22 protein-coding genes and 1 pseudogene are annotated in these 24,700 nt (G+C 46.4%); 14 read left to right on the forward strand and 9 right to left on the reverse strand.

Annotated features, from left to right (window positions below):
- Positions 1–367 precede the first annotated feature (367 nt).
- Positions 368–1,090, forward strand: a complete 723-nt coding sequence (locus tag QP775_RS00235; RefSeq protein WP_285102710.1) for a TerC family protein — start codon at positions 368–370, stop codon at positions 1,088–1,090.
- A gap of 269 nt (positions 1,091–1,359) precedes the next feature.
- Here the strand turns inward: QP775_RS00235 and melA are convergent, their stop codons facing one another.
- Positions 1,360–2,661 (reverse strand): alpha-glucosidase/alpha-galactosidase, encoded by a 1,302-nt coding sequence (gene melA, locus QP775_RS00240; RefSeq protein ID WP_285102712.1) that lies wholly within the window; start codon positions 2,659–2,661, stop codon positions 1,360–1,362.
- 253 nt (positions 2,662–2,914) lie between these two features.
- On the opposite strand from melA, the gene QP775_RS00245 reads away from it, so the two are divergent.
- Positions 2,915–3,790 carry an AraC family transcriptional regulator gene (locus tag QP775_RS00245; protein ID WP_239326954.1) on the forward strand — a complete coding sequence of 292 codons (876 nt, stop codon included), beginning with the start codon at positions 2,915–2,917 and terminating at the stop codon, positions 3,788–3,790.
- Between the two features lie 221 nt (positions 3,791–4,011).
- Here the strand turns inward: QP775_RS00245 and nhaC are convergent, their stop codons facing one another.
- Positions 4,012–5,421 carry a Na+/H+ antiporter NhaC gene (gene nhaC / locus QP775_RS00250; protein WP_239326956.1) on the reverse strand — a complete coding sequence of 470 codons (1,410 nt, stop codon included), beginning with the start codon at positions 5,419–5,421 and terminating at the stop codon, positions 4,012–4,014.
- Positions 5,422–5,591: 170 nt separating this feature from the next.
- On the opposite strand from nhaC, the gene QP775_RS00255 reads away from it, so the two are divergent.
- On the forward strand, positions 5,592–5,741 hold the full coding sequence (locus QP775_RS00255) for a hypothetical protein (RefSeq protein WP_239326958.1): 150 nt from the start codon (positions 5,592–5,594) through the stop codon (positions 5,739–5,741).
- Positions 5,742–5,766: 25 nt separating this feature from the next.
- Here QP775_RS00255 and QP775_RS00260 read toward each other — a convergent pair whose 3' ends face one another.
- The 4 genes from QP775_RS00260 to QP775_RS00275 form a co-directional block, all read right to left on the reverse strand.
- Positions 5,767–6,234, reverse strand: coding sequence for a RidA family protein (locus QP775_RS00260; RefSeq protein ID WP_239326960.1), 468 nt, complete (start codon positions 6,232–6,234; stop codon positions 5,767–5,769).
- A gap of 119 nt (positions 6,235–6,353) precedes the next feature.
- Positions 6,354–7,997, reverse strand: a complete 1,644-nt coding sequence (locus QP775_RS00265) for an N-acyl-D-amino-acid deacylase family protein (protein ID WP_239326962.1) — start codon at positions 7,995–7,997, stop codon at positions 6,354–6,356.
- Positions 7,998–8,122: 125 nt separating this feature from the next.
- Positions 8,123–9,277, reverse strand: coding sequence for an alanine racemase (locus QP775_RS00270; protein ID WP_285102718.1), 1,155 nt, complete (start codon positions 9,275–9,277; stop codon positions 8,123–8,125).
- Between the two features lie 4 nt (positions 9,278–9,281).
- Complete coding sequence (locus tag QP775_RS00275; protein WP_239326964.1) at positions 9,282–9,935, reverse strand: helix-turn-helix transcriptional regulator; 654 nt, start codon at positions 9,933–9,935, stop codon at positions 9,282–9,284.
- A gap of 167 nt (positions 9,936–10,102) precedes the next feature.
- Here QP775_RS00275 and QP775_RS00280 point away from each other — a divergent pair, with 167 nt between their 5' ends.
- The 5 genes from QP775_RS00280 (at position 10,103) to QP775_RS00300 (ending at position 16,962) form a co-directional block, all read left to right on the forward strand.
- Positions 10,103–11,938: a sensor histidine kinase gene (locus tag QP775_RS00280; RefSeq protein WP_285102721.1), complete on the forward strand. Its 1,836-nt coding sequence runs from the start codon at positions 10,103–10,105 to the stop codon at positions 11,936–11,938.
- A gap of 56 nt (positions 11,939–11,994) precedes the next feature.
- Positions 11,995–13,599 carry a helix-turn-helix domain-containing protein gene (locus QP775_RS00285; RefSeq protein WP_285102723.1) on the forward strand — a complete coding sequence of 535 codons (1,605 nt, stop codon included), beginning with the start codon at positions 11,995–11,997 and terminating at the stop codon, positions 13,597–13,599.
- A 124-nt stretch (positions 13,600–13,723) separates the two neighbouring features.
- On the forward strand, positions 13,724–15,052 hold the full coding sequence (locus QP775_RS00290; RefSeq protein ID WP_285102725.1) for an extracellular solute-binding protein: 1,329 nt from the start codon (positions 13,724–13,726) through the stop codon (positions 15,050–15,052).
- 116 nt (positions 15,053–15,168) lie between these two features.
- The gene (locus QP775_RS00295) at positions 15,169–16,047 is read left to right on the forward strand and encodes a carbohydrate ABC transporter permease (RefSeq protein WP_285102727.1); all 879 of its coding nucleotides are present in this window, start codon (positions 15,169–15,171) and stop codon (positions 16,045–16,047) included.
- Between the two features lie 72 nt (positions 16,048–16,119).
- Entirely contained in the window at positions 16,120–16,962 is an 843-nt protein-coding gene (locus QP775_RS00300; protein ID WP_285105639.1) for a carbohydrate ABC transporter permease, read from the forward strand.
- Between the two features lie 561 nt (positions 16,963–17,523).
- Here the strand turns inward: QP775_RS00300 and QP775_RS00305 are convergent.
- On the reverse strand, positions 17,524–18,561 hold the full coding sequence (locus tag QP775_RS00305) for a LacI family DNA-binding transcriptional regulator (RefSeq protein ID WP_239326969.1): 1,038 nt from the start codon (positions 18,559–18,561) through the stop codon (positions 17,524–17,526).
- Positions 18,562–18,753: 192 nt separating this feature from the next.
- Complete coding sequence (gene rbsK, locus QP775_RS00310; RefSeq protein WP_285105642.1) at positions 18,754–19,731, reverse strand: ribokinase; 978 nt, start codon at positions 19,729–19,731, stop codon at positions 18,754–18,756.
- A 219-nt stretch (positions 19,732–19,950) separates the two neighbouring features.
- Here rbsK and QP775_RS00315 point away from each other — a divergent pair.
- A pseudogene (locus QP775_RS00315) lies at positions 19,951–20,262 on the forward strand (winged helix-turn-helix transcriptional regulator); the annotation flags it as partial.
- Between the two features lie 112 nt (positions 20,263–20,374).
- Positions 20,375–20,941, forward strand: coding sequence for an FAD-dependent oxidoreductase (locus tag QP775_RS00320; RefSeq protein ID WP_239326972.1), 567 nt, complete (start codon positions 20,375–20,377; stop codon positions 20,939–20,941).
- Between the two features lie 136 nt (positions 20,942–21,077).
- On the opposite strand, the gene QP775_RS00325 is transcribed toward QP775_RS00320, so the two are convergent.
- Positions 21,078–21,653: a GNAT family N-acetyltransferase gene (locus tag QP775_RS00325; protein ID WP_285102731.1), complete on the reverse strand. Its 576-nt coding sequence runs from the start codon at positions 21,651–21,653 to the stop codon at positions 21,078–21,080.
- Between the two features lie 156 nt (positions 21,654–21,809).
- Between QP775_RS00325 and QP775_RS00330 the strand changes: the two genes are divergently transcribed.
- The 4 genes from QP775_RS00330 to QP775_RS00345 are packed head-to-tail and all read left to right on the forward strand — an operon-like array spanning position 21,810 to position 24,548.
- Complete coding sequence (locus tag QP775_RS00330) at positions 21,810–22,301, forward strand: hypothetical protein (RefSeq protein WP_239326976.1); 492 nt, start codon at positions 21,810–21,812, stop codon at positions 22,299–22,301.
- Between the two features lie 17 nt (positions 22,302–22,318).
- Positions 22,319–22,705 carry a hypothetical protein gene (locus QP775_RS00335; RefSeq protein ID WP_239326978.1) on the forward strand — a complete coding sequence of 129 codons (387 nt, stop codon included), beginning with the start codon at positions 22,319–22,321 and terminating at the stop codon, positions 22,703–22,705.
- A gap of 5 nt (positions 22,706–22,710) precedes the next feature.
- On the forward strand, positions 22,711–24,147 hold the full coding sequence (locus QP775_RS00340; protein WP_285102733.1) for a glutathionylspermidine synthase family protein: 1,437 nt from the start codon (positions 22,711–22,713) through the stop codon (positions 24,145–24,147).
- A complete protein-coding gene (locus QP775_RS00345) occupies positions 24,144–24,548 on the forward strand; it encodes a DUF350 domain-containing protein (protein ID WP_239326982.1) in 405 nt (134 codons plus the stop codon). The genes QP775_RS00340 and QP775_RS00345 overlap by 4 nt, the downstream gene beginning before the upstream one ends.
- Positions 24,549–24,700 lie beyond the last annotated feature (152 nt).

The following is a 24,700-nucleotide window of genomic DNA, read 5'->3' on the forward strand; positions in this document are numbered from 1 at the left end:
TGTCAACCTCCTTAATCGTACATGTATGTAGTGTAACCAATTATAACCACCACTTCAACGCTGGGAAACAACTAATAATTTGAAATAAAAGTTATTTTAGTGTTGAAGTTATAAATAACGCATGCTATTATAAGTTACACATCAAAACATGATAACTTCTTTAAGGGGAGTAGCAGGTACAGTAAAGTCGTCATTACGGGATACGCGGGCGCGATCCTCGGCTTTGCTGGCAACGATTTTTGTTGTTTGCGAGACCTTTGCCCACAACGGTGAAGGTCTTTTTATTAATTTGTTTGCCGTTGCCTTGTGGGTAACGGCTTTTTCATGCGATCATACTAGGGGTAAAGTTTTAGGAGGAGGAGTAGAAATGGACGTATTATTTACTGCAGAATTCTGGACAGCATTGATGTCGATCGTGATTATCGACCTTGTGCTCGCGGGCGATAACGCCATTGTGATCGGCTTGGCAGCACGCAACTTGCCAAAGCAAGATCAGACGAAAGTTATTATTTGGGGAACAATCGGTGCTGTTATTATACGGATCGCGGCAACGATGGGGGTCGTGTATTTATTAAAAATACCTGGCCTTCTCATCGTGGGTGGTCTGCTCCTTATCTGGATAGCGATCAAGCTGCTTGTTGAGGAGAAGGAACATGACGTTAAGTCTGGAACTAGCATGTGGGCAGCGATCCGTACCATCATTATTGCCGATGCAGCAATGGGGCTGGACAACGTGCTTGCTGTCGCTGGCGCGGCTCACGGCAGTATGATGCTGGTTGTGCTTGGTCTGACTATCTCCGTTCCGATTGTAGTCTGGGGCAGTACGGTCGTTCTCAAATTAATCGAGCGTTTCCCATGGATTATTATGATCGGTTCTGCGGTATTAGGTTGGACGGCTGCGAAGATGTTTGTTGGCGAAGCGTTCCTGAAAGATTTCTTTGTCAACCCGGTAATCAAATACGGTTTTGAGGCCGTAGTTATTGCCTTTGTGCTGGTAGTAGGTATGATTGTGAAGAAGAAACGTGTACAAGAGAAGGCATCGGTGTCGGCAGCAAGTAGCGAAGGACCTCGTCATACACAAGGAGAGTAAGTATCGAGCGTGCTAAAAGTCAGCTTAGGTGGTTGTACTTGAACGTACAAGCTCAGCAGCAGTGCTGACAGCAAAGCCGATTCACAATAGAATGGTTTGGGAGCCGTGTACGAAGTTGGTTAACTTCATACACGGCTTTCTTGTGTAGCTGCTTTCCGTTGGTTGCAAGGATAAGACAGTGTTTTCTTCTGCATTAAGAGGTTAAGACCCCGTAGTCTAATTATTATGTTCGTTTATTGACATGATTTGAGGTGGAATGCAGTTATCTGTTATGACTGAAACAGGGGGAGCCAGCTGCCGTGGGCTTCGATCAAGTCGTCGCAGAGGGCTACAATTTGATCCAAAGTTAATTCAGCTGATGTATGCGGATCAAGCATAGCAGCATGGTAAATATGCTCTTTCTTGCTCGTTATGGCTGCTTCAATTGTCAGTAGTTGTGTATTGATATTCGTACGATTTAACGCTGCAAGCTGTGGAGGAAGCGCTCCAATATGAGTAGTGTGTATCCCGCTTCGATCAGCAAAGCAAGGTACTTCTACGCAAGCCTCGGATGGTAAATTCGTAATTAAGCCAGTATTCATGACGTTGCCGCCAAATTTAAATGGCACGCCGGTCTCCATGGCCTCAAAAATACGGGAAGCGTATTCCCCACTTTTCTCATGTTCTAACTCTTTATTGTGAATTAGTTGTTCTCGGAGCTGTTTCCAGCTATTTATTTGGCTGACGCAGCGTCTTGGATATTCGTCCAATGGAATATGATAACGTTCAATCAATTCAGGTGCAGTGCTTTTAATAAAGTATGGATGGTACTCAGCACTGTGCTCGGATGATTCAGTCACATAGTACCCAAACTTAAACATTAATTCATAACGGACCATGTCATGATGCTTGTTCTGCTGCTTCTCTAACGCACGGCGCTTAATTTCGGGGTACAGGTCCACCCCATCCTTGGATACTTCAAGGAGCCAAGCCATATGATTAATGCCAGCGATATGGGATTGTACGCCTTCTACATCAAGGCCGAGATCATAGAACAGATCAGGTATGCACGATTGCACACTGTGGCACAATCCAATGGTACGGATACCTCCGTAGGTGTTCATGACGTTGGTTAATACCGCCATTGGATTTGTGTAATTTAGGAACCAAGCGTCAGGACAGACTTCCTGCATATCTTTAGCGAAATCAAGCAGGACAGGTATGGTACGCAGATTGCGGAATATACCGCCGATACCGACCGTATCAGCGATCGTCTGGCGAAGTCCGTATTTCTTCGGGATTTCAAAATCAGTTACTGTACAAGGTTCATAGCCTCCGACCTGGATGGCGTTAACGACGTATTTGGCATGGCGAAGCGCTTCTTTACGATTATGATAGACAACGATGCGGCAGGAACTTCTGGTTGTCTTTACCAGGTTAAGCAGCATGCGCTCAGAATCAGCCAGTCTTTCCGCATTAATATCGTACAAGGCTAATTCAAAATCTTGCAGAGCAGGAGTCAGCATGCAGTCGCCTAATACATTTTTAGCAAATACAGTGCTGCCGGCACCTAGAAAAGTTATTTTAGACATCAATTTCACTCCTCAAATCAATAGTATTGTTGTAGTGTGGGGAATTTTCGAATTTAAGTGATAGATCATGGTAAATAAATTCGAAATCCCTCATACATGCAGTTAGTTCATGCTTTCGTACTTATAGAGTAAACGGAAGCGAATGCATGTTGACAGGGGTAAAATCATTCAACATATGGAATTATGTATTCTTTTTTCATCAAACACGATAAAATGAATGTAGTATTAGATCCCTCATCAAGGAGGCGTTGACGTGTCGGAGAAGTTGAGCTTTATCATGAACGATGCGCCAAGCAAAGGCGAAATTACGGTATTATTCAGCGGACAATCGCAGACGGACAACGGTCATGATGTAGGTCCGACTGTACTCGACTATATATTGATTCATTGTGTTCAATCTGGTTATGGTAGGTTGACGATGCGAGGGACTACTTATGATTTGGGGAAAGGCGACAGCTTTTTTATATTTCCTGGTGAGCTGTTCCGGTATGTGGCAGATGACAAGGAGCCGTGGGCCTATCGATGGTTTGCATTGAGAGGTACGCATATTGAAGGAATGCTGGCAGATATCGGTATCGGACCACATGCACCGGTTGTACATCCTGCCAGGTCGATGAAAGTGGAGTTGGCATTCAAGAAGGTGCAATCTGCCCTTAGAGAAGGAGGAATCAGCGGTGATCTGGAGGCAGAGGCGCATGCTAGATTAGCGTTGGCAGAATACAGCAGGGCGTCACACCTTGAACGATTAGGGACCTCGGAGGTTCGTTCTGACATCGAGCGGCAGGTGGAGCAAGCCGTACGCTACATTACACTTCGTTACTCAACACCTATTTCTATTGAAAGTTTAGCCCAGCAGTTTGGTTATCATCGGACGTATTTTTCTAAAATGTTTCACGAGCTTACAGGGGAGTCACCTATTCAGCTTCTTATAAGGCTGCGGATGGAGCGAGCACGAACGCTAATCATGACAACAAAGCTGGCTGTTGAACAGGTGGCCTCCTCAGTTGGGTATAATGATGCGTTGTACTTTTCGAAGATGTATAAACGTTGGTTCGGGATGGCACCGTCCAGCTATCGTAAAGAATATCAGCCTGCCTTGTTACCAGTTATGAAGATTGATCCGGTATAACAGAGGAATGAATGCGAATTGGAGCGAATCAAGATTCAAATTAGATATATTCATTTAAGTACGTTAGTACCAATACCCGTTAACTTTTTTTGTAATACGCATCAGATCTACAGTATAGTAATGTGGAGCACATTTTCGAAGATGCATGTGGTGAAATGAAAATAAAGCTGCAGCACCGTCGATGAGATCGAGCAGTCTGCAACTTTATTATTTTTATTGCTTTATTGTTTCTCCTGCAGCGTGCTGCGCTTCAGGCCAGGCAGCAGCGCAAATGCGAATGTACAAAGTGGCGAAATCCAAAGGAAAAAGGCGTAAGGTGTATAATCAAGGACGCTCATTCCTAATGCACTTGTCATCATTGCACCACTTACACCCCAAGGAATTAGCGGATTCACAAGCGTACCGCAGTCTTCTAGTGTCCGTGATAGGGTGAGGCGGGGAATGCCGCGGCGTTCATATTCATCCTTAAACATTTGACCCGGCAGAAGGATTGACATGTATTGTTCACCTGTCATTAAGTTTACCCCGATGGAACTGATTCCGCTGGATACGACTAGCGTTTCTTTTTTCTTAACAGGCGCAATCAAGCGGGTAAAGAGCGCTTGGATGACACCGCCATGCTGCAAAAGCCCTCCAAATGCAAATGCAATCGCAATCAAGGAGATAGACCACATCATTGATTGCACACCACCTCGGTTGACGATAGCTGCTATTGCTTCATTGTGGAACGTACCGTTATAACCAGCCTGCATCACCTGAAGCCATTCCCCAAGGCTCCAGTTATGCTGCACGAACCCAGTTACGAATAAACCTCCTGCGATTCCAGCTAGCATCGTTAATACGATCGGAACTCGCTTTATCGCAGCGATCATGACAATTGCAAGCGGCAGTAACGTAACAATATGAATCTGAAATGCATCTTGTATCGCTTGTTTCATCACAACTAGCTGCGTCATGTCAGCTGAATCCGAATGACCCCATACAATAAATGCTGCACAGGCCATCAGAAAGGCAGGAACGGTAGTCTTGGTCATATTACGAATATGATCCGTCATTTTAACACCGGCTATTGCTGAGGCAAAATTAGTCGTATCGGATAAGGGGGACATCTTGTCCCCAAAACACGCACCAGAGACTACTGCGCCTGCAATGAGTGCAGGATTAAGACCCATCGATGATGCAATACCAACTAGAGCAACGCCGAATGTGCCTACAGTAGTAAGTGAGCTGCCTACGCACATCGATACGATAACAGTAAGCAGCATAGCACTCAGCGCAAACCATTCCGGCTGGAAAAATGAAGTGCCATAAACAAGCAGCGTTGGCACAGTACCACTCATCATCCATACAGCAATCAAGATGCCAATCAGAATGAGCACCATAGCAGGTTGAACAGAGGAATGAAGTCCTTTGACGATGGCTTGTTCCACTTGATCCCAGCTTTGTCCGAATATCATCAGCATGATTCCAGTTGCGGCTGCAGCAATCAGTAATGGCATATGGGGAGCAGCCCCTAAGCCTAATATTGTAATCAAGATCCAACTCATCACGATAATAATAATAATGCTGCTTTGCCTGAATGTGACCGATTTAAGTTGTTCCTTTTGAATGGTTGTGTGCTGTGAATCCATGATGTCCTCTCCTTTATGTGAACGCCCAGTTAGAAGTGAGTAAGCAAGCTGAACCCAGGAATCAAGTGTGAAGGCAAAACACTTTCTCGCTTACACGCTTCTATGCTTTTGTGTATCGAAGTATATAATGTTAACGTACTTACCTTAACGCCAAAGCTTAATCTTGGCAAATGGTATTATATTACACGTTAAGCGGTTTAAATGTTGTCACGGGGAAACGGGATGGTGTCCATCGGAAGATAGGATACTTTGGTGCCAACACAAAAGGCACCGGACTCGCGAGCGCTGTAGAGTACAGCGTGCGCGAATCCGATGCCTGATAACCAATAACGGATAGGTTTACAATTATTCGTCTGCTACTTCAACGATGATCTCTATCTCAACCGGTGTGTGGAACGGCAGATCACTTGTGCCGATCGCAGAACGGGCGTGACGACCAGCATCACCAAATACTTCAATTAAGAGATTGGAACCGCCATTGATGACGTAAGGCTGGTCACCAAATCCAGGAGCACTGTTAACAAATGCAAGCATTTTGACAACTTGCTTTACTTTGTCGAGAGAGCCAATTTCTTTCTTAATGACGGCCAGCGCATTAATGATACATTGACGTGCTGCTTCTTGTCCTTGCTCGATTGTGAGGTCAGAGCCTACTTTTCCTTCGTGAATAAGTACGCCATCTACCCGACAATCCATGCCGGAAGTATAGACCAAATTACCTGTACGGCGGCTTGGAATATAAGAGAACTTTGGCTCGCCAACCTCCGGTAGTGTAATTCCCAATTCGTTTAAGCGCTTTTCAATTTGTCCCATGATGATGTCTCCTTTAAATAAAATAGAAATCAACTCGTTCATAACATAATCCGGCATAACATGTTGCGTTGACGCCATACGAGAGATAACTCATGTAAGCGGCTAATATATGTCTTGCTTTATGCCTGTGAGTGAGCATGGTGTTGACAGCAGCCATGTACTGAACTTGCGGCACGCAGCATGGAGCCTGCGTAGACATCACGGAATTGCCCGTGTTCCATCGTCCATTGCCCGTTAACAAACACATGTGAGATCCCAGTTGGATACTGACGTGGGTCCTCGAAAGTAGCCTGATCCTGAATCGTCTCCGGGTTAAATAATACGAGATCAGCCGCATATCCAGGGACAAGCAGTCCACGCTTGCCAAGCCGGAAGCGGGCGGCAGGGAACGAGCTTACTTTCCGTACAGCATCCTCTAGACTTATGAGCTTGCGCTCACGAACGTACTTGGCAAATAGCCGCGGGAATGTCCCGTACAGCCGTGGATGCGGCTTACCTGTCTCGCAGTGCAGACTATCAGAAGCGACCAATGATTGTGAATAACGAATCACTTGCTCTATATCATTATTATCCATGTGGTAATATACAATGGTTATCTTTCCGCTTTCCTCCAGCAGTAAGTCCATCATAGCATCTATCGGATGGACCCCTCTAAGCTCAGCAACTTCAGCGATAGATTTGCCTTCAAGCTCTTTGTTAGCCGCTGTCTGCAAAGCAGAGATGACTACGCTGTGCCAGCCAGTTGATGCTACTAGATTGTCCCAATCTTCCTGTTCCTCAGCTAATTCCTCGTGCAGCTTTTTGCGAATGGCTGGCTGCTGCAGTGCTTCGAGTACTCCTGCTAGACCACCTTCCAAAATCCAAGGAGGCAGCACAGTAGTCAATGTAGTTGAGCCGGCATGATAAGGATAGACGTCGCAGGTGACGTCCATGCCGCGTGCCCGAGCTGACTCGATTCGATCAAGTGCTTCAAGTACTTTGCCCCAATTGCTGCGTCCAGCAGCTTTTAGGTGACTAACGTGAAGCGAGACACCTGATTGTTCGGCAATCCAGATCACTTCGTCAATGGAAGGGAGAAGGTGGCGTCCTTCACCACGAATATGGGTAGAAAGCAAGCCGCCAAATTCGGCCACGACGCGGCATAACTCAGCAATTTCATGTTTGGTAGCGTAGCTGCCTGGTGCGTACAGGAGACCGATCGATAACCCGATGGCACCTGATTCCATTCCTTCGCGAACGATTGCCTTCATCGCTTCCATCTCAACCTCAGTTGGCGGCCGGTTCTCGAAGCCCATCACACCGATCCGCAAAGCTCCATGCGCAACATAAGTAGCCATATGCTCCGCTGGCCGACTGGCATGAATCGCATCCATAAATTGTCCGACCGTCCGCCATGTCCACGGCTTATTCGTGCTGCCGATAACCGGCGTAATGTACTCGCGAAGCAGATCTGCGCGTTCAGGGATAAACGGCGCTGGTGCTAGGCCGCAGTTGCCTACAATCTCGGCGGTTACGCCTTGCTGCATCTTGATGCCGCTTTCTGGATAATCCATAATCATCAGATCAGAGTGACAATGGCCATCGATAAAGCCTGGCGCGAGTAAATCGCCGGATGCATCCAGCACGTGACGTGCTTCTACGTCAATGGAGCCTGATCCTCCAACATGCGTAATATGCCCATCCTTGATGCCCACTTCTCCCCAGTACCAAGGGTTTCCACTACCGTCCGCGATGCGGGCGTGCTTGATTATCGTGTCTAGCATGATACATCCTCCTACACTTTAGAAGTAATGAGTGCTACTAGTAAACGGACTAAAAATAAGATAACGTTGCGATTCGTCGCAATTGATGCTTGGGACAGCACATCAGAGGCAGTTGAATATAGCAGCTACCAACTGTGTCCTCTGGCGCTTATTTCGAGTTGACGGGGCGGCTGAGTACCAACTAGCCACAACGAATTATACAAATTAAGCGAACTGCAAATATGGTTCGGTATGATGTGCAGCCGATCACCGATTTGGAAAGTGTGACCTTCTTTCAGACGAATGACACCATGCTCCTCTGACAGTCGTTCGAGTATGGCTTCCGGACTTTCTAAAATATGACCAAAGCCCTTCATATAGAGTGGGGCGGTATTCGGTTGTACGTCAGTGGCAAAGGCCTTGCTTCCACCGTCAATGACGATCAAATCAGGATGCGGACAGCTGACCACTGTAGCTACGATGAGAGCTGCGCAATCACGCTGTGCTGCAACTCGAAAATGAAATTGCATACGATCGTTAAAAATGTAGGTGCCCGGTCGAATCTCCGTTACACCTTCAACTGCCGCCGCATAAATGCCAGTCGGTGAGGAGCCGACGCTTACATCACGGATGTCATGACCGGCTTCACGTAATGTCTCGGCATGCTTGACCATGATCTGGCCTTCTTCCAAGCCTGCGGCTTTCAGATCATCGGTGGCTTCGCCATTAAGCATGGCGCCACGGAACGTATAAATACCTGTCAAGCGCAGATGCGTACACGCACCGATAAACGATGCAACCGCAGCTAGATCGGAGGCTCTGACACCCGAGCGTCGAAGTCCGGTATCTACTTCCAGCCGAACCTCCAGCGTGGTCTCCGCTTCTCCGGCTACCTGCTCAAGGATGGCAGCACCCTCCTGACTATCCACACCAACAATGACTCGGGCCTGCTCTGTTAACGCAATGATCCTTCTGATCTTAGAAGGCACGACGATGGGATAAGCAATAAAGACATCTTTGATTCCGGATCGCACCATAACTTCAGCTTCAGATACTTTAGCGACTGTAATACCGACAGCCCCACGATCGACCTGCTTTTGTGCGAAATAGGGCATCTTGTGAGTCTTGATGTGGGGTCGGAGCGACACGCCGCACCGCTTAGCGGCTTCAGCCATTGTATCGAGATTACGATCCACGCGTCGTTCATCCACTAGGACGTAAGGTGTCTCGGCTTCGGGAATATCCAGGGGCGGTGAGTCATTTCCAACTAATTGCCCGTAGGTCTGCATTTGTTCCGTCATTCGTCTAATCCTCCGTGTTTATCGTATTTTTAGACTCATCAAGATAGCTGTACAGCGTGTATTTGGAAATTCCCAGATAGGTACAGATCTTTTCACTGGATTTTTTGATCAGAAATGCGCCTTTCTGATCGAGCAAACCAATCATTCTCATCTTGTCATCTTTTGTCATTACAGCGACAGGCTTCGCCACAGTCTCCTGTGCTTCTTGCAGCAGGGCATCCAGCAGATCGTTAACATTTGTGACAAATGATTCGCGCACCTCTGCCTGCAATCCGCTCATCGTGATGGAACGAAGCGCATGCTCTGCCATCGTTAACTCGGTGATATCAAAATTCATGCAGAGCGAACCAATGATCTTGTCCTCTTGATTACGCATATACAGCGAAGTAGAGCGAAGTAAGCGGCCATCTTTCGTCTGCGTGACATAATTCAGCTTATTGCCATCTTCTGTTGATCCTCTCAGCAATTCCAGACCCAGATTTGTCCCGGGACCGCCGACGGATCTGCCTGTTACATGGCCATTCTCAATGGCTACGATCGTCTGATCATAGGGCAGAGTCAGATCATGGAGCACCACCTCGCAGTTTTCTCCAAATTGCGAAGCGATGCCTTTCACAAGTGCTTGTAGAAAAGGCAGTTCATCTTTAACAGATTCCATAGTTCCTCCCATCGCAACTTATCGTTATAATCAAATGGTGTTGGAAATGATATTGCTTTCATTTTAGCATATGTCGTTATGTAGTCAAACAAAAAGTTTGTTGATCAAACAAAAATTTTAGATGCTATAATGGGCCGAAAGAGAGGATAGAAAGGATGAGCTATCACATGTTGAGATGGTTAACGCGCTCACTGCACCGAAAGCTGACCTTTGTGTTAGTTATCGCCACCATGGTGCCCGTCATCTTGCTAGGAATGGTGTCTTATCACACAGCATCCACCATTACGGAAGAGAAGGCCAAGCTTACAGGCGTTAATACACTCCGGCAAGTTAATGCTATCATCGAAACAATGGTGCAAGATGTTGAGAATATGTCTGTGTTTCTAATCGGGCAACAGGAAGTTCAATCTTATTTAACACGAGAGAGGTCAGGAGCTTCCGAATATTTACGGATGATCGGATTTCTGACGAATCTTGCCTTTTCCAAGCCCTACATATCCGATATCCGCATCATACCTTTTAACGGAAATCCAGAACTGACCAATACTACGATTCTCCAATCTACGTTATTTCAACAAGTCCATACAGAACCTGAATTTTGGCATAAGAATACAAAGTGGTGGTCTCCTCCATTGACAACGGCCACCAGCTCAGGCATAAAACAAACGGTTTCCCTTGTTCGTCCGATTCGCGACATGAATACCTTTAAAACGATTGGCATGCTGTCGATTGGAATTGATACAGCTGTTATTGCCCAACGCCTGCGTGATGCTGCTGTAGATGGAGCCGTCATGCTGGTTCAGGATGCTGAAGGGCATACCATTGCAGCAAGTTCAACCTCTATTACCCCTTCATTTGTTAAAATAGTGACCGATAAAACGAATAACAACCAGGAGTCAGAACGATTGAATAGCGTTGGTGAGGGAGAAGACAATCAGGTTGTTATTGCTGCTCCCGTGCCGCTTGTACCGTGGGAAGCGTATTTGGCTATCCCGCATCATACATTTAGCGCACAAAATCGTTATGTCTTGCAATTAACGGCAGTCGCAGTCATATTGGCAGTCGTGATCATGGCATGTGCGGTAGGCTATTTTGTTCGTCGAGTGACCAAGCCGCTTATTAGACTTGCGAGGCATTTGCCAGCTGTATCTCTTGAGCGAGCATATCGTCCATTGCCTGTAGAGTCAGAGGACGAAATCGGAACCCTAATTTCCAGTTATAATTTGTTGAACGAAAATATCGGTCAATTGACCGAGCAGGTGAAGCGGAATGAAGCCGCCAAGATTGAAGCCGATTTGCAGGCGCTGCAAGCGCAGATCCAACCTCATTTTCTATATAATACTTTGTCTTCGGTTCAATGGATGGCCTGGATGAGCAGCAACGATCAAATTGCCAATATGGTAGGCGCACTGGGTGATTTTCTGCGGTTCAGCTTGAATCGTGGCATGCAGATGTGTACGGTTCAACAGGAACTGGAACACATTCGAAATTATTTATACATTCAGTCGATTCGATATCCTGATCGATTTACGGTAGAAACTTATTTTCCTGACGAATTGATGAGCAATCAGATGCTCAAATTGCTGCTGCAGCCCCTTGTGGAGAATTCAATCATCCACGGCCTGCTCAAAAATAAAGCGGTTCAGCCGGGCCTGCTGACCATAGAAGCGGAAACGCCAGAGCCTGGCTGGATTCGGCTGCGTGTTTGTGACAACGGGGTTGGCATGACGGAAATGGAACTCCATTCGCTTCGCGAACGATTAACCCGCTACCGGTTCGATGATAAGGCCGCTTTGTGTTCGACTATTGGACAAGAAGCGAGTGCTTGTCCGGCACAAATGAAGCCGCAGGGAGGATATGGACTATATAATGTCCAGAAACGACTGCTGCTGCATTACGGAGAACGAGCACAGCTGCATGTTGACAGTAAACTAGGCGAAGGGACCGTCATAACACTTTACTTGTTGAGCAATTGGACGGAGTCTCAGTTGAACGCTTCTTAGAAAAACAATGAGTATAGAAATTGAATGATGTTGAAGTAGAACGAGGAGGTAAGACGATGAAAGCGCTAATTGTTGATGACGAAGTTATTATCCGGACAGGATTGGCTAAGGTTATTCCATGGCAGGAGCTTGGCTTTGAGCTGCTTCCACTCTGCGGATCTGCGGAAGACGCGATGCCTGTTATTGAACAGGAGCTGCCGCAGTTGGTTCTTACAGACATTCGTATGAATGGGTTGGATGGTTTGACACTCGCAGCATTTATCCGATCTAAGAGTCCAGATACGGAAACGATTGTGTATACGGGCTACGATAATTTTAGTTATGCCCAACAAGCTTTAAGAGAGGGCGTTAGCGATTATTTACTAAAAACAAGTCGGCCTGATGATATCATTCGAGCAGCACTTCAGGCGAAAGAGCGAATTTTGATCCGGCGGCAGCAGTTGGCAGAACAAGCGAAGAAAGAATCTTCTTATCGCGACCAACTTTTGCGCATGTGGCTGAGCGGTACTCTATCTTCACAGGAGGCTGAATTGGCAGCTGTTACTCTGCTTAAAGGTAGGGGACAAATGCAAGGTATTTCCGGGGAAATGATTAGCGAGCATGAGGATGAAACACTGCGGGGGTTATTCCCTGCTTATGAGGTGGCTGTTGTTCGAGCGGATGGCTGGGACAACGGACAGGAGCAATTGTTGTTATTTGCAGTTGAGAATATGCTTAAGGACTGTTTGTGCTGTGCGGTGCTGCGTGCCGAAAGCCGGCTTATTGTTGTTTGTTATGAGGCGCAGCATGGCTGGGCACGGGACTGGGAGCATATTTGCAAGCATGTGGAACAGCACTTGAAATGCCGCTTATTTGCGGGGATAGGCAGCGCCAGTCTGTATCCGTCCCGTGTATATATTTCATCACAAGAGGCGCAGCGTGCTGCTGACTTTAGACTAGTGTCTGCTGACAAACGTGCCATGAATATTCATGAGATTCAACAACGTGATGGTTATCCTGTATTAATCAGTGCCGAAGATGAAGCGGGGTGTGTGCATTGTATCAAGGGCGGGAATCCAGATCTGCTGCGACAGTGGGTTACTACTCATATAAGTAAACTGTTGAATGAGCCGCGTGCAACACCAGAATCAGTGATGGCGTATATTCATTCCATCGTAACGGGGACTAGAAGATGGCTGGAGAAATATGCGGATTCATTGTCGATGTCACTGCAACCAATTGTGTGGCGAGCGGACGCTCTGGTGTCTGCAGCAGGAGCTGACCGTATGCAGTGGGAACGGGCTATTTTCATCCAATTGCAAGAAGTATTACAATACTACCGCGATCTGGCGGATCAGACAGCAGGCTCGATCGTTACCCGAGCTATGCATTATATACGAGAACATGCGGATGGAACCTTAACGCTGCAGCATGTGGCAAAGGAGGTACATATTCATCCACATCATCTAAGTGAACGGTTCAAAGTAGAGACCGGGATGAATTATATCGAGTTTGTCACTCAGGCTCGAATGGAAAGAGCGGGTACGCTGCTGAAGGAATCAGGAGCTAAAGTTGCGGATATAGGTCGAAGCGTGGGATATGAGGATGTTAAATATTTCTCACAGCTATTTAAGAAGCATACAGGATGCACACCATCCGAATATAGGGGAGGGAAAAGCTGAATAAGTTCCCGCTATAAGCTGAAGATTTTCCCTCACGCTGATGGTAAACGCTTACTTATACTAAGGATAGTTCCTCAGTTACATGTGAACGGAACATTACATAATGAGATCAGGAGGGGTCCTCATGCGCAAATCATTGCTGCTCGTATTGGTCATGATGGTAGCTGTATCTGTATTTACTGCTTGTTCGGGTAGTCAGAATACAGGAAAGGGAACGAGTGATGGTGGTTCTGGCAAGGAAGAGAAAGTAGCACTTTCCTTGTGGCATAACTTTACAGGAGATGACCTTCGTGCAAGAACAATGCGTGAGATTGTGGACAATTTCAAGAACGACCATCCGAATATTGATCTAAATATTCAGGCGATTCCGCCAGACGGCTACAAAGCAAGACTTAAAACAGTAGCTGCGGCAAATGAGATGCCAGATGTATTTCTAATGTGGCCGGGAACGATGACAAAGGAATTCCAGGGTGGAGATTTACTGCAGCCGATAAATGAATTGCTTGACAGCAAAGCGGATTGGAAAAGTGGCTTCTTACCAGGCTCGTTTGACGGTTTTACGATAGACAATCAGATTTACAGTGCGCCGATGGGTTTATCACCGACGTCAATCTTATATTACAATCAAGCCATTTTTGATAAACACCAATTGCAAGTACCTAAGACATGGGATGAATTGATTAAAGCTGTCGAGAGCTTTAAGTCTAACAAGGTTACACCTATTGCACTGGGGAATAAAGCAGCTTGGCTCGCACAATCCAGCATTATATCATCGCTTGGCGATCGAGTGACGGGAAGCGAATGGTTCATAAAGGCTGCCGCGCAGGACGGTGCTAAATTCACAGACCCCGAATTCGTTAAGGCATTGGAATTGCTTCAACAATTACAGCAGGCAGGTGCTTTCCAAGAAGGTTTCAACAGTATTGACAACACACAGATGGAAATGATGTTTGTACAAGGGCAGGCAGCGATGATGATCGATGGTGGCTGGGCGTTAACGAATTTGTCTGCTAATGCCCCTAAAGAAGTGCTGGATCAAATGGGTGCAACTGTACTGCCATCCGTTCCTGGTGGAAAGGGTGACCCCAACACAACTTCTGGTGTAGTCGGAGTAGGTCTTGGCCTAAGCAAAAAGGTCGAAGGCAAGAAAAAAGAAGCGGCCCATGAGTTAATCTTGGCTATGTCAGGACCGGACGCTCAAAAACGTACGTTGGAAGCGAATCAATTAGTCAGTTACAAGGTTGAATTGGATGAGAGCAAAGTGTCCTCGTTATTCGCCAAAGTGTACAAATTGATGAACTCGGTACAGCGGACGCCTGTATACGATGCCATTTTATCTAGTGCAGGAGCTGATGCAGTTAACAACGGATTGCAAGAACTGCTGATGGGTGGAAAAGCACAGGATATTGCACAGAAAATACAGGATGCGCAGGCCAAGTCCATTCAAAAGTAAGTATGATGGAGAGCGCTCAACGCTGTTCTGCTTAGACGATGGCTATGCCCTGCTGCCTGAATAAGCATAAGCATGGGCAGGGCATAGGTTTTCGTCTTTGAGAAGGGAGGATCACGATGCGAACGTTTACTGCCAAGCGTGCCTTTGTCACGTTCGGTCTTCTTCCGTCGATCATAATTTATACAGTGTTTGTCATTGTGCCTGTGTTCTGGTCGGCATACTACGGTTTTTTCGATTGGAAAGGTATCGGTGAAGCTCGCTTTATCGGCTTCGGCAATTTTACGGAGGCGCTTGGTGACAACATCTTCTGGCTATCGCTTAAAAACAATCTGATTGTTGTTGTTGCCTCGGTATTTGGCCAGGTTCCTATTGCATTGCTGCTGGCACTGCTGCTGCGCAAAGGCACCTGGTTCCAACGCTTCGTGCGCGCATCCGTTTTTATGCCGATGGTACTCTCCTCAGTCGTCATCGGAATCATCTGGAGCACGATTTATCATCCGCAAATTGGTCTTCTCAACGGTTTGCTTGACATGGTTGGCTTAGGCGAATGGAAAAAAGCGTGGTTGTCTGACCCTGCAATTGCAATGTGGATGATTGCGATCCCGATAATATGGAATTTTATCGGTCCTTATCTTATTATGTTCCTTGCTGCTCTCAGCAGCATACCGAGCGAGCTGGACGATGCAGCCGCAATGGATGGCGCCTCAGGAACACGGAAGTTGATATCCGTTACGCTGCCTATGATATGGGATACGATCAAAGTGACCATTGTACTATGTATTTCAGGCAGTCTGAAGGCATTTGATCTGATCTACGTCATGACAAATGGCGGACCAGCACACGCAACGGAGCTGCTAGCTTCTTATATGTACAATAGTACATTTAATGTGTTCCGTTACGGGTACGGCAGCGCGGTATCGACCCTTATTATTATTATTAGCTTAATACTTATTGCCGGGTCCCAACTGCTTATTCGCCGCCGCAACCATACCTGATGCAGCGTGAACATACAACGGAGAGGAGTGGATCCAGTGAACACGACTACTGCAGCCCATAGAAATAGATCAATTCGTGCAAAGCAGCAAGGCGTGCCCAGATGGAAGCAGTTATTGCGAAATGCTGTACTTGGCGTATACGCGTTATTAACGTTGTACCCACTGTTATGGATGTACATGAGTGCGTTTAAGACGAATGCAGAATTTTATGCAAGTCCTTTCTCATTGCCTACTTCCTGGAATTGGGACAACTTCGTCCGTGCGTGGGAAGTATCTGGTATGGGGAAAGCAGCACTGAACTCTTTGTGGGTTACGTTCTTGGCGTTAGTATTAACTTTGCTGCTCGGTGCTCTGACGGCCTATATTTTGTCCAGATTTACATTCCGCGGGAAACGTCTGTTAACGGGAATGCTCCTGCTGGGCATGCTTATTCCTGTTCACAGCACCCTTGTCCCCTTGTTCATTATGATGAATAAGATGGGATTGCTGGATACACATGCAGCGCTTGTGCTGCCCTATACTGCTTTTGAACTTCCGATTGCCGTCTTTATCGTCCTTGCTTATCTAACCAATATTCCAAAAGAAATGGAAGAGGCAGCATTGGTAGATGGATCGGGGTATCTGGGTATCTTTACCCGAATTATTTTGCCAGTGACGCTGCCAGCACTATCGACAGTTGCTATTCTGGGCTTCCTGCGATTCTGGAACGACTTTGCATTTGCGCTTGTGTTTATTAATGATCCGAATTTGAAGACGCTTCCACTAAGCTTGTCCGTGTTTGCAACAGGCTACTCAACCGATTTCCGGCTAACGATGGCGGCTTTAGCGATGGCATCATTGCCAACGATAATCGTATATCTTATGTTCCAGGAACAGGTGATGAAAGGGATGGCAGCAGGTTCTGTAAAAGGTTAGCTGCTTCATCAGGACGACTTACAACTTTGTAAGCAAGCTGTAAGCAGAAGCAATGGCGTGGGATACGAACGACATGTACACTGGTAATCAGGCAGGGGTTTCCATGGAATGGATGATTGCTGGAGATTATCCATTGCAAATGTCATGAGCACCCGTTACGCTCATTGCTCTAATACCCATCCCATCAGGATGTTTATATCACTTTCTCTTTATCTTTCTGCCGATAGAAGCACCGTTTCAATGGAGAACGATGATATAAACATTCACATTCCCTTATAGGCCCATTTGGCGATCGATCTTGTCTGCGACGTCTCATGGGGCTTTTTTTTGTGTACGGAATACCTTCTGCGTTAGGGATATACCAACTGCTCTTTGATTAGATGATAGCGATTACCGCAAACTACGAACAGACACGGAAAATAGATTCGGATAAATGTGGAATAGTTGAATGTACTCGAATAAATGCTGCTTACATGCTCGAGGGGAGCTCTGCGGAGGCCGTTCGATGCATACAGGGTGATCATCATGATGAGGGTAATGTCACGCTATCACCCCGTATCATTACATGGAGCTGGCCGCTACAGGAGTAGGCTCATAAGGAATGACTGAGCCGCCGTGTTTGATCTCGCATGGGAGCTTGACAAGTTTCGGTGCTTGATTCCGGTTGCGGATTCGATCTAACAGAAGCTGAATACCGATCTGGCCGAAATCGTAGGCCGGTTGGGAGGCGACAGAATAGAAAGAATTCATGTTCTCTACCGTGCCGAGGTCGTCGAAGCAGGCAATGGACATATCTTCGGGTACTCGCAGCCCGCGTTCGCGCGCTTCACGGAAAACGGTTAACGCAAGCATATTATTTGCTGCAAATATAGCCGTGGGGCGTTCTTCAGGTGTACGTTCAAACCAATCGTTTAAAATAAGATCCTGCTTGTCCTTGATATAGCTAGCTGTAACGATATGCTTCTCGTCAATTGGAAGTCCTGCTTCGCGAAGTGCGTCTTCGTAGCCAGCGCGGCGTTCACGAGCTGTTGATACATGTTCCAGACCGTTAACAAGTCCAATTCGAGTATGCCCTTGGCGAATCATTTCTCTTACAAGCTGCTTCGCTCCCGCGCGACTGTCTCCCAGCACGGTGTCACAAACGATTCCTGGAACTTCCCGATCAAGCAGAACAAATGGAACGTTTTGACGTTCAAGCCACTGTAAATGATCAAATGACATATCATTGCTTGGCGCGAACAGTACACCGTCTACCCGCATGGAAAGGATCATTTCTACATATTGACGTTCTTTGAGCAGGTTCTCGTCGCTGTTGCCGAACATGAGTCGATAGCCATGCTTGAGTGCAGCATCTTCAGCGCCGCGAGCTATCGTTGTAAAGAAGGGGTTGGTAATATCGGTAATGAGGAGGGATAACACTTTACTTTCCTGTGTAACAAGGCATCTCGCAACGGAGTTGGGGATGTAATGCATCTCTTCCATTACCTGCTTCACTTTGACTCGTGTTTTCTCGCTGACTCTTCCGGTGTTGTTAATGACTCGTGATACTGTCATCGCCGATACGTTAGCCAGCCTCGCAATATCATAAATAGTAGCCATTGCCTCTTCTCCTGCCGTTAGTGGGATAGATGCTAAAAAAGTTATACCGATTTCATTTTATTCTATCGGTAGCGCAAGGGCAAGAGGTTTCTAGGGATCATTTGGAAATAAATAGACTCATTCTATCGGAATTGTGCTAAAATCGTCAGAATGAGCCTAAAATTAACCTAAATTATGACTTGAAAATGAAGGTTATCCTGATGTAATGGGCGATAACCAGTGATCTAATTGCTCACGTGTCGGCATACCGCTTTGCGCACCAAAACGAGTCACAGATAACGCACCAGCTGCAACAGCCCAAGCGATTGCTGCTTCTGTTGGCCGTTTCTCAGCAAGTGCAACGGCCAGTGCTCCGTTAAAGGTATCACCGGCGCCAGTCGTATCCGCTACCGTTACCTGACGGCCAGGACTGTGGTGAACAGACCCATCTGCACTGCACCAGTAAGCGCCTTCACTTCCTTTTGTCATAATGACTTTTCCTGGTAATTGCTGCAGCATACGGCGGTAGAAGTCATCCGTCTGTACTGGATTCTTCTCTGGTGAATCGGATTCATCCTGGCTCGTTTGAACTTGCACGAATGCAGAATCGCCCAGCATAAGTTCCAGTTCGTGCTCATTCGGGGTAACCCAACTGATTTTGTCTATGAGAAGGGGGTCCAATTGAACGGCTGGCGCTGGATTCAGCATGACAGGTACATGATGACGATTGGCGATGTCGATAGCCGTACGTACGGATTCCAAAGGAATTTCCAACTGCAGGACGACGAGGTCAGATTCAGCAATAAGCTTGGTGTGAAGGGTGACAAGCTCGGTTGTGACGGCCTCATTTGCACCCGGTACGACGATAATCCGGTTGTCTCCATCGGCAATAGTAATCGCAGCGATGCCAGAAGATACATTTGAGATCGTGGACACTCCATCACAATGGATGTCCTCACGCTTTAAATTAGCCAGCATCTCTATGCCGAAGCTGTCATCACCTATACATCCAATCATATGCACTTCTGCACCTAGACGGGCTGCAGCTACTGCTTGATTGGCACCTTTTCCACCGCAAAACGTACCAAATTTCTTACCCTGTACAGTCTCACCTGCCTGGGGAATGATATCGGTAACTGTTACAAGATCCATATTTAAACTGCCAATAACCGTAATACGTGGGCGCCGCAATGTAGAGCGGGCTGGATCAGCACTCTGAGATGATTGATATGGGGATGAGTTCAATAGGCTCGACTCCTTTATATAACGTACGTATATGATCTATTTTAGCGGTAATAACGGGAAATATCAAAAATGAAATGAACATCACGAAGACGGTTTCTTTTTTAGAAGGGATATGGTAAAATCTATATACTTACATTTTGTAAGTTGTATAAGGAGGGATAACGAATGGATAATGACCACTCGGGAATGTGTCCGCGATTTGAAGCTGCATTTTGTATATTAGGAAAGCGTTGGAACGGCCTGCTCATCAAGGGCCTGTTAAGTGGACCTAAGCGCTTCAAGGATATCTCCTCTCTCATTCCAACGATGAGTGACAAGATGCTTAGCGAGCGGATGAAGGATCTAGAATATTCTGGAATAGTCACCCGCAATGTATATCCGGAGACTCCTGTACGTATTGAATACGCCTTAACTGACAAGGGACTTGCTTTACAGCCTGTCATGGAAGCAATCCAGTTTTGGGCTGAGTCATGGGTGGATAATCTGCCTGATGCCTCGTACCCTTACTGCGATGAATCTGATTCAAATGTGAGTAACCCGGTGAATGGTTAACATGAATTCATCTTTCTAGTCGAAAGGAATGGATACGATGTTGGATGTGGTAATCATTGGGGCAGGACCAGCAGGCGGCAGTGCGGCGCTATTCACTGCTAAGGCAGGCAAGCAGACTGTAATCATTGACAATGACAGCGGATTGACTAAGCGTGCTTGGATCGCCAATCAATATGGTGTAAGAGAGACGTCAGGACCTGAACTGCTCAAGGTTGGTCAAGAGCAAGCGGCCAAGTTCGGTGCCTTGCTCGTGAGAGACAAAGCAATTGCTGTTGACTCGTCTAGTGAAGGTGTTATTGTCAGGACAGAAAGCGGACAGACCTATGTGACGAAGCATGTCATCATCGCAGCTGGATTCGGAATCGATATTGCGGAAGCCAGCGGTATTCGTACAGTTCCGGGAACAGAACCACGGGTGAAGACGATTATTGATGTCGATATCGAAGGACGCAGCAGCATGGAGCATGTATGGGCAGCTGGTACAATTGCAGGTGTCAGCATGCACACGATTATTACTGCTGGTGATGGGGCAAAGGTTGCGATTAATGTAATCAGCGAGCTGAACGGCACCCGTTACGTAGACCATGATGTCATTAAGGCTTAGCCTAATGCACATGAATGGACAAGATTAAAGCCTGTCATCAGACATGAACTGATGGCAGGCTTTTTTCGGGTGGGGATTGAGTTATTGTTAGGCTATCTGTCGATATAGGAAGACCCTCATACGCATAAAGAGTACATTACCACAGCAATTGTTCTCCAAGCTCCAGATAAATGTCAGCGTTCGTAAAGTCTAACTGATTCCGACGAGCTTTGTCAGAGATAATACTTATCATAGTGGACAGCCCTAATACATCACTGCGAAAAGGCTTATGACGTGTGCCGCCAATCAGATGAGTACCTTTTATGAAGTTCCAGCCGCCTTGTGTATAAAAATCAATCAGTTCAGGCTTGCATGTAAATATACTGATGTCAGCTTGGCTGCTATGAATAAATGACATCGCTTCCCGGATGAGCCGTAGGCCATACCCTTGATTACGATAGGCAGGGTTCGTCACGACCTCGCTGAGCGCATATGCTTTATATCGTTCCCCTTTATGTATAACTTGTTTCCAAGGGACAGCAAGGTAACTGATTACGATATCATCTTCGGTGAGCAGAAATGAAGTGGGGTTTGTGTCGACTTGATGTACCCACTCCATATGGTCATCTCGCCCGTCGAAAGCGGCGGGCCACTCTTGACGCATGAGCTCGACAATTTGATTTCTGTATTGGAAAGGACATTGTTCTTTGGGGAACTGTAAAAGTCGCTGCATTTAAGGTCTCCTTGTGAGTCGAATCATTATTTACAATGTGCATCACTACATATTATAAAATTATTTACAACGATTGAGCAACGATGAACCTTTTTGCTCGTATATATGTTTCGTTGTGACCTAAATTAAAGGGAAGTACAAGGGGGATTGGCTAGGGTGAATTCGTCAAAGTTGGCTCTCCGTTATGTAGAATGGGATGAGGAAGCACAGCTGGAACGAGGCGAGTTGTCTAACTGGAGCGTGTCGCGGGATTATTTGTTTATTTGCAAGCTTGCAGATGCAACCGTGCTCAGAAACCGATTGTGGGAGCATACGTCACATGAGACAGATCAATATGGTCAGGCTATCATTTACGTTCGTGCATACAAAGGTCAGTTGGCACCTGATGTTGCAAACGCGGTGAAGCATACCATTTTTCATACTAAATGTGATGTGGCCGATCCATTTGAAATGGTCTGGTACGTATATGATCGCGTTCAGAATACGTTTCAACATGCAGGCACAGAACGACCATCAGAGCCGCTTCAAGCTGCGTTAGTTATGCTGGATCACTATATGTATTGGCAAAACATGGAGGTAGAGAGTTTAATGACAGTGCTTGACGCAGATCGAAATAAATTGTTGCTGTTTGTCGAGAGATTGAATTAAGGGGAAAAGCAGTTGCTATGAGGAAGACGAAACGGGGAGAGCAAATGAATAACGAAGCCAAGCTGTCGGAACAAAAGGGGCTGACAGGTTCAAGCGAACGCACCGCAACGATGAAGAAGCGGCTTGCCTATGCATTAATGGTCTGTATGCCGTTAACAACGACAGCATGTGATGATAATAATCCGAGCGCCTATGATGAATGTGTCTATGAGCGGCAGACGAGCAAAGGCAACTGGGACTGTGACGACGATGGCAGCAGCAGTCATTCTAGCTGGTATCATACCCGAGGTTACTCGTCCAAGAAAAGTTCAGCAAAGACAGGGACTTCATTTTATAACAGTTATAAAAGCAGTCACTCCACTTATTCAGGTATTGGTAGCAGCGGTCATTCCAGCGGAGGATAATAACAATGGAACAACAAGTGAATCGTATTCGCCACACCATAAAGCTCCCGCTCGGAGACAAAGAAGCATTTACAGATACAAGACTGCACGTCGTACCTTATGTTCGCATGTATGATCAGCCCTATTGTATGACTGAGGCCATACTCTATGATGAAACGGAGGTTATGGAGCTGCGTCAGGCATCTGAACATGTTCACTCTGTATACGAACGGGTAATGCGATTCGTACAGCATGAACTGCCTGATATAACACTTGTGCAGCAGCTTGGAATTCCCATGCAGTTGGTGGAAGCCGCAAGACAATCCGAGCCCATTAGTGGAATCAGCAGGCAAGATTGGATAAAAGGCCCGCAAGGCTGGAAATGCATTGAGAACAATGCGGATACGCCGACCGGTATTCCAGAGGCTGCTTATTTGGCAGAAGAGCTGATTCAAGAAAGCAATCGTTTGTGGGGGAGCATGGGAGCAGGCCAGCGGCTATTGAATCCATCCAATGAGTTATCCAGTCAGCTGCAGCAAGTGTTGGTAAAGCTGCTTCAGCATTATAGGGAGCAAGGATATTCGGGTTCCATCGTATTTAGTGCATATCGAGATCATGCAGAAGATCGGGCAAATACCATGTATCTGCTTAAGCTTGTACAGCAAGCGGGGTGGGAAGCCGAGTTCTGTGCGCTTGAAGATCTCCGTGTAGTGCCAGGTGAAGGCTTATATGCGAATGACAATAAAGTAGGGATATGGTACAGGTTATATCCACTAGAGTATTTAATGACAGATGAGTCCGAGGACGGATTTCCGATTGGCAGGGCTGTACTTGCGCTTACCGTAAGCAAACAACTTGCCGTCATGAACCCTTTGCAGTCCATCTTGCTCCAAAGTAAAGCAATGATGGCGCTCATATGGGCACTTCATGAGCATCACGATGAATTAAGCAGCACGATGTCCACGCCTATTTTGACATCATGGGAGCGTGATATCATCGAACGATATATTCCGCCTACGTATTTGAACCCGGAGCCATTTAGGGCCATGGGAAGTTCATATGTAGCGAAGAGCATCTGGGGCAGAGAAGGGAAAGGCACAGCTATATATGATGCAAATGGCGCATGCGAGGAAATTCAGGATGAGCGTGTAACTAAGCAAGCTTCTATTCCATCCGAAGCTTATATTGAGGATAACGATGACCAGCGATATTATGCAGATCAGCCCAAAGTATATCAGGCATATGTGCCGATGGAAGCGGTACATATGGAATCAACGGGGAACCAGTTAAGCGGATATTTGTTAACGGGGGTATATGTTCCTGGTGGAATATATGGCGGATTGCTGCCAAGAGTTGGGGGACGCATAACCGGTGATCTGGCTAGATTCTGTCCAGCTGCAATCCAGAAAAACTCCCATTTGATGATAAATAAGGAGCAGATAGAAGAGGGGGAGTCAAATTGAAGTCATTTATAGTTGATCTAGGAAACGTTGCGATTGGCGTGGTTGTCATTGCTGTTATTTTAAGCGTCGGTGCGTTTGTGTTCAGTAGGTTAACCAAATTTAACGATCAGCAGGAAATTAGTAAAGGAAATGAAGCAGCAGGCATTTATATGGGGAGTAAACTGTTGGGGTTATGTATTATCGTTGCGATGGTATCCTTTAGTACAGATTCATGGCTCATGATGCTGATGTGGTCGGCCATTGGGATTGTTATCTTATGTCTGTTGTATGTACTTGTGGATCTGCTGCTGCCTCAATTTCGAGTATGCGAGGAGATTGCAAAGGGCAATATGGCTGTGGCACAGTTGCTGCGTTCGATTATTATCGGAGTATCGATTGTAATAGGTACGATGCTTATATAGTCATTGAATAGATAGATTTTGCCGTTTTCATCATACATATGTCACATTATTGTCGAATAAGCTCGGTCTGCCTTCTTTTAGCCGTTGTCAATAGGTTACATGCTCCGTATAATAGAACGGACAGAGACGGTGTAGTCAACAATAAGATAGAC

The organism is Paenibacillus sp. UMB4589-SE434, assembly GCF_030226685.1.
Lineage (GTDB): Bacteria > Bacillota > Bacilli > Paenibacillales > Paenibacillaceae > Paenibacillus_B.

Bases quoted from the DNA above. Each gene is read 5' to 3' on its own strand.
- QP775_RS00235 (WP_285102710.1), top strand. From the start codon at position 368: ATGGACGTATTATTTACTGCAGAATTCTGGACAGCATTGATGTCGATC.
- melA (WP_285102712.1), bottom strand. From the start codon at position 2,661: ATGTCTAAAATAACTTTTCTAGGTGCCGGCAGCACTGTATTTGCTAAA.
- nhaC (WP_239326956.1), bottom strand. From the start codon at position 5,421: ATGGATTCACAGCACACAACCATTCAAAAGGAACAACTTAAATCGGTC.
- QP775_RS00255 (WP_239326958.1), top strand. From the start codon at position 5,592: ATGGTATTATATTACACGTTAAGCGGTTTAAATGTTGTCACGGGGAAA.
- QP775_RS00260 (WP_239326960.1), bottom strand. From the start codon at position 6,234: ATGGGACAAATTGAAAAGCGCTTAAACGAATTGGGAATTACACTACCG.
- QP775_RS00265 (WP_239326962.1), bottom strand. From the start codon at position 7,997: ATGCTAGACACGATAATCAAGCACGCCCGCATCGCGGACGGTAGTGGA.
- QP775_RS00270 (WP_285102718.1), bottom strand. From the start codon at position 9,277: ATGACGGAACAAATGCAGACCTACGGGCAATTAGTTGGAAATGACTCA.
- QP775_RS00275 (WP_239326964.1), bottom strand. From the start codon at position 9,935: ATGGAATCTGTTAAAGATGAACTGCCTTTTCTACAAGCACTTGTGAAA.
- QP775_RS00280 (WP_285102721.1), top strand. From the start codon at position 10,103: ATGTTGAGATGGTTAACGCGCTCACTGCACCGAAAGCTGACCTTTGTG.
- QP775_RS00285 (WP_285102723.1), top strand. From the start codon at position 11,995: ATGAAAGCGCTAATTGTTGATGACGAAGTTATTATCCGGACAGGATTG.
- QP775_RS00290 (WP_285102725.1), top strand. From the start codon at position 13,724: ATGCGCAAATCATTGCTGCTCGTATTGGTCATGATGGTAGCTGTATCT.
- QP775_RS00295 (WP_285102727.1), top strand. From the start codon at position 15,169: ATGCGAACGTTTACTGCCAAGCGTGCCTTTGTCACGTTCGGTCTTCTT.
- QP775_RS00305 (WP_239326969.1), bottom strand. From the start codon at position 18,561: ATGGCTACTATTTATGATATTGCGAGGCTGGCTAACGTATCGGCGATG.
- QP775_RS00320 (WP_239326972.1), top strand. From the start codon at position 20,375: ATGTTGGATGTGGTAATCATTGGGGCAGGACCAGCAGGCGGCAGTGCG.
- QP775_RS00325 (WP_285102731.1), bottom strand. From the start codon at position 21,653: ATGCAGCGACTTTTACAGTTCCCCAAAGAACAATGTCCTTTCCAATAC.
- QP775_RS00335 (WP_239326978.1), top strand. From the start codon at position 22,319: ATGAGGAAGACGAAACGGGGAGAGCAAATGAATAACGAAGCCAAGCTG.
- QP775_RS00340 (WP_285102733.1), top strand. From the start codon at position 22,711: ATGGAACAACAAGTGAATCGTATTCGCCACACCATAAAGCTCCCGCTC.